We start from the raw sequence: 4871 nt of genomic DNA, 5'->3' as shown, positions 1-4871 counted from the left end.
TACCGGTTATCCTGTGCGGACACGGCCTAGGGGCACACTTGTCCGCTCTTTTCCACTCTTTGCCTTATGATAGCATTTTTTGTATAATTTTGCAATGTTATTGCATAAATTATCAGTCATTCCGGGCGCAGCCGCGGATCTCGTCCAGGCTGTGCACCCCGTGGGCCTGCATCCAGTCCGCCATCTCGTTCACGATGCGGGTGCAGGCGCGGGGGTCCAGGAAGTTGGCGGTGCCCACCTGCACGGCGGCGGCGCCGGCCATGATGAATTCCAGGGCGTCCTTGCCGGTGCTGATGCCGCCCAGCCCGATGACCGGGATGTTCACGGCACCTACCGCCTGCCAGACCATGCGCAGGGCAATGGGCCGCACCGCCGGACCGGACAGGCCCGCGAAGGTGTTGGCGAACACCGGCTTGCGGCGTTCCAGGTCAATGGCACAGGCCTGGAAGGTGTTGCACAGGCTGATGCCGTCGGCGCCGGCGGCTTCCACCGCCTTGCACATCTCGGTCAGGTTCTCGGCCTGGGGGCTGAGCTTGACCACCAGGGGCACGGTGCAGACCTTGCGCACCGCGGCGACCACCTCGGAAGCGTCGGCGGCCCGGATGCCGAAGGCGAGCCCGCCCTGCTTGACGTTGGGGCAGCTGATGTTCAGTTCCAGGAAGTCGATGCCCGCTTCGCAGAGCATCCGGACGCCCTCCACATTTTCCTCAATGGTGTGGCCGCCCAGGTTGGCCCAGACGGTGGTGCCCAGGGTCTTCATGGCGGGCAGTTCATGCTTGATGAAGTGGGCCACGCCGGGGTTCTGCAGGCCGATGGAGTTCATCAGACCGGAGGGGGTCTCGTACAGGCGCTCCCCGGGGTTACCGGGCTGGCCGTTCAGGGTCAGGCCCTTGCCGGAGATGCCGCCCAGAACCCGCAGGTCCTGGATATCGGCGTACTCGGGGCCGAAGCCGAAGGTGCCGGAAGCCGCGATGACCGGGCTGGCCAGACGCTTGCCCAGCAGGTCCACATGCAGATCTACGTTAGTCAAGGTCGAACACCTCCTCAGCAGCAAAGACCGGGCCGTCCTTGCAGACGGTGCGGGGGCCCACCTTGGTCATGCAGGTGCAGCCCAGGCAGGCGCCCAGGCCGCAGGCCATCTTCCGCTCCAGGCTGACGATGCAGGGGGTGTTGTGCTCGGCGCAGAGCTTGTACACGCCTTTCATCATCACGTTGGGGCCGCAGGCCAGGACCAGGTCGAAGTTTTCGGGATGCAGAATGCCGGTGACCAGGCCGTGGTAGCCCACAGCACCGGAATCGGTGGCCACGCTGACAGCAGCGCAGTAGGGCAGGAATTCTTCCAGCCCATAGGGCTCATCCCGGAAGCCCACATACAGTTCCGGCTTGGCGCCGGCGGCAGCCAGCTCCTTGCAGAGGAGCAGCAGGGGCGCGGTGCCGATGCCGCCGCCCACCACGGCCACCCGGCCGGTGCCGGACTTGGCGGCTGCGGCCACATCAAAGCCGTTGCCGCAGGGACCGGTGAGGGTCAGGGTGTCCCCTGCCTTCAGGGCTGCCAGCTTCTCGGTGCCCTGGCCCTTGACCTGATACAGGAAGGTGATGGTATCATGCTCCGTACTGGCATCGTGGACGCTGATGGGGCGGGAGAGCACGGGGGCCTCATCGGCCGCCCAACAGCGCAGCATATAGAACTGGCCTGCGTGGGGCATGAATTCCGGGCGCTGATCCTCCCAGGACACGGTCAGGCGGCGGATGTCCGGCGCCACCGTTTCCTGTGCCAGCACACTGACCTTACAGTTTATCGCACTCACTCTGGATATCCTCCCTCATGCGGACACATTCATTATAGGCGGCCTCGGCGTAATCCACACCGGGCTGCTTCTTCCAGGCCAGCAGGATGCCGCGGCTGGAATTGACCACACCGCCGTTGCCCTTGTTCAGGTAGCGGGCGATGTCGGCGGCCTTGCCGCCCTGGGCGCCATAGCCGGGGATCAGGAAGAAGGTGTTCTGGTAGGCGGCGCGGATGGCGGAAGCCTCCTCGGTATGGGTGCCGCCGATGACCAGGCCCAGGCTGGTGTAGCCGGTCTCGCCGATGTAGTCCTGGCCCAGGGCGGAGATGCTGTCCCCCACCAGGTCGTAGACGTGGCGGCCGTCGGCCAGTTTCTGGTACTCAAAGTCCTTGGCGCCGGGGTTGGAGGTGCGGCAGAGGACGAACACACCCTTGCCCTGGTCCTTGCAGTAGGGCAGGTAGGGGCTGATGGAATCCAGGCCCATGTAGGGGGCCAGGGTGATGAGGTCGGCTTCGAAGTCGCCGGTGAAGTGGGCCTTGGCGTACATTTCGGCGGTCTTGGCAATGTCGCCCCGCTTGATGTCGGCAATGACCGGCAGGCCGGTCTCCCGCACCATGCGCAGGGTCTCGGCATAGGCGCGCATGCCGTCCAGACCCAGGGATTCATAGTAGGCGATCTGCACCTTGTAGCAGCCCGCGGCGGACTTGGTGGCGTCGATCAGGGCGCGGTTGTAGGCCACCACGTTCTCCCCCGCCGTCTTGGTGGAATCCACGGCGGATTCGGGCAGGTAGCTCAGTTCGGTGTCCAGGCCCACGCAGACGGGACCGTTGGCGGCCACGCTGGCATACAGTTTGTCCATATTGGTCATGGGAAGTTGCCTCCTTACTCTTCGCTCCGATAGGTGATCTTGCCGCCCTTGATGGTCATCTTGATGCGGCCGTACAGGTTTTCGCCGTCAAAGGGCGTATTCTTGCTCTTGCTGTGCAGCTGGTCGGCATGCACGGTATACATGTGGTCGATGTCCACCAGCACCAGGTCGGCGTCGTAGCCGGGGCAGAGCAGCCCCTTGCGGTCGGCCAGACCCATGACGGCGGCAGGACCGGCGCTCATGAGGAAGCTCAGGTGCTCCAGGGGCAGGCCCTCCATCCGGCAGAGCTTGGTGTAGCAGGCGGCGAAGGCGGTCTCCAGCCCCACCATGCCCGCGGCGCCCTTTTCCTTTTCCTCCGCAGTGTGGGGGGCGTGGTCGGTACCGATGCAGGTGACGGTACCGTCCTTGATGGCCTCCACCAGGGCTTTCACGTCCTTGTCGGTGCGGATGGGCGGATTCACCTTGTACTGCAGGCGCTTGTCGTCGAACCACAGGTGGTGGGGGGTCACCTCGCAGGAGACCCGGGCGCCCCGGCGGCGGCTCTGGCGTACCGCGTCCACCGCCTCGGCGGTGGAGACGTGGCACATATGCAGCCGGGTACCGTAATATTCGGCCAGGTGGCAGTTGCGCACCGTCTCGATGTTTTCGGCCAGACGGTAGTCCCAGGGGCTGATCTCCCGGTCCTCGGCGTGGGACATGACGGTGAGGCCCCGCTCGGTGGCGATGGCAAAGACCCGGGCCATGACCGCGTTGTTCATCACGCCGTTGCCGTCCTCGGTGATGAAGCGGATATCCTCCGGCAGGGTGAGCAGATGGTCGATGGTCTTGCCGTCAAAGTCCTTGGTGATGGACACGGTCTGGTTGGCGTCGCACAGCCCGATCTCCCTGGCCTTGTCCTGCACCGCGTAGACGATCTCGGGGGTGGAGCACACCGGTTTGGTGTTGGGCATCAGGTTGACGAAGGTGTACCCGCCCGCGGCAGCCGCGGCGGACCCGGTGGCGATGTCCTCTTTATATTCCAGGCCGGGGGTGCGCCAGTGGCAGTGGGTATCGATGAAAGCGGGCAGAAGGGTGAGTCCGGCGGCGTCGATGACCTCGGCGTCCAGATTGGCGGGCAGACCGACGCCCAGCGCCGCGATCTTCCCCTCTTTGACCCAGACATCGCAGACGCTGCCGTTGGCGTCCTTGGCATTGCGGATCAGCATGATACAGCCTCCCTTTGTGGTGGTTCTAAGCCCGTTTGGGCAAAAAAAAACTTTTCCCCGATGAGGAAAAGTCAAAAAAACCGCACGCACGCGGCGTCAGGAAAAAACACGGCACCGTCAAAATTCAGAACGCTGGACATTCGGGCCGAGCGGAACTGCATGACTGTGCCTCCTCTTTTCTGACAGCTTCTACGGGGGTTTTGTATAATTTTTATTATTCTACCACGCCCCTGTCCCCCTGTCAAGGCAAGGCAGCCCGCCCCGACCGCCGTCTTTCGGGGTCTTTGTGGAAAGGTTTTTGGGCAATCTGACAAAGGCGGAAGGGCCCGGCGATTGACAGGCGTGCACCGCCATGGTAGGATACGGTCAAAGAAACACAAAACAAGGGCGGTGTACGATATGGGCAACGGCAAACTGGCGGTGGTTTTTCCCGGCACGGGCTACACCTGCCGCACCGGGCTTTTGGCCGACGGCATCAGACAATGGCAGATACTGGGGTACGAAGTCATCCCGCTGGATTTTTCAGCCATTCCTTTCGCCGAAATAGACACTTTTAAGGAAGCCTTTGACCGGGCCGAGACCGAAGCCCTGCGCCAGCTGGCGAAGCACGACCTGAATGCCTGTACAGATCTGGTGTTCTTCTCAAAAAGTCTCGGCACGGTGGTGGCACCCCGCTGCGCTGCCAAGCTGGGGCTGCACCCGCGCATGCTCTATCTGACCCCGCTGGCCGAGACCCTGGCCCTGACCGGGGAACGGGACCGGGTCATAGGCATGGTGGCAGGCACTGCCGACCGTCTACTGGACTGGCGGATTGTGGAGGATTTCTGCGCCCGCCGGGCAATCCCTTGTGTGATCTGCGAAGGGGTAGGGCATTCTCTCGCCGATCCCAACGACCCGGCCCGCACCGAAGCCATCCGGCAGCAGGTGCTGGCTCTGTGCCGCCCCCTGTAACGCAGCTTACGGTCTGACATGCAAAAACCCCGCCATCCTTTGTTTCGGACGGCGGGGTTT

5 protein-coding genes are annotated in these 4871 nt (G+C 63.5%); 1 reads left to right on the top strand and 4 read right to left on the bottom strand.

Features of this window, described 5'->3' with window-relative positions; all coding sequences use genetic code 11:
• Positions 1-112: 112 nt before the first annotated feature.
• From Q0K17_RS10400 to Q0K17_RS10385, 4 genes are read right to left on the bottom strand one after another with little or no spacing between them, the layout of a single operon-like run.
• Positions 113-1030, bottom strand: a complete 918-nt coding sequence (locus Q0K17_RS10400) for a dihydroorotate dehydrogenase (RefSeq protein WP_294542829.1) — start codon at positions 1028-1030, stop codon at positions 113-115.
• A complete protein-coding gene (locus Q0K17_RS10395) occupies positions 1023-1808 on the bottom strand; it encodes a dihydroorotate dehydrogenase electron transfer subunit (protein ID WP_294542827.1) in 786 nt (261 codons plus the stop codon). The genes Q0K17_RS10400 and Q0K17_RS10395 overlap by 8 nt, the downstream gene beginning before the upstream one ends.
• Positions 1789-2655 (bottom strand): orotidine-5'-phosphate decarboxylase, encoded by an 867-nt coding sequence (gene pyrF / locus Q0K17_RS10390; protein ID WP_294542826.1) that lies wholly within the window; start codon positions 2653-2655, stop codon positions 1789-1791. The genes Q0K17_RS10395 and pyrF overlap by 20 nt, the downstream gene beginning before the upstream one ends.
• A gap of 14 nt (positions 2656-2669) precedes the next feature.
• Positions 2670-3860 (bottom strand): dihydroorotase, encoded by a 1191-nt coding sequence (locus Q0K17_RS10385; RefSeq protein ID WP_294542825.1) that lies wholly within the window; start codon positions 3858-3860, stop codon positions 2670-2672.
• Between the two features lie 399 nt (positions 3861-4259).
• Between Q0K17_RS10385 and Q0K17_RS10380 the strand changes: the two genes are divergently transcribed.
• Positions 4260-4811, top strand: a complete 552-nt coding sequence (locus tag Q0K17_RS10380) for a hypothetical protein (RefSeq protein WP_294542823.1) — start codon at positions 4260-4262, stop codon at positions 4809-4811.
• Positions 4812-4871: the final 60 nt, after the last annotated feature.

Origin of the sequence: uncultured Gemmiger sp. (assembly GCA_944388105.1) — a bacterium.
GTDB lineage: Bacteria > Bacillota > Clostridia > Oscillospirales > Ruminococcaceae > Gemmiger.
Note: the sequence above shows the minus strand (reverse complement) of the source record. Positions and strands in the feature narration are given on the sequence as shown.

Coding starts and splice junctions, on each gene's coding strand:
- pyrF (WP_294542826.1), bottom strand. CDS start 2,655: ATGACCAATATGGACAAACTGTATGCCAGCGTGGCCGCCAACGGTCCC.
- Q0K17_RS10385 (WP_294542825.1), bottom strand. CDS start 3,860: ATGCTGATCCGCAATGCCAAGGACGCCAACGGCAGCGTCTGCGATGTC.
- Q0K17_RS10380 (WP_294542823.1), top strand. CDS start 4,260: ATGGGCAACGGCAAACTGGCGGTGGTTTTTCCCGGCACGGGCTACACC.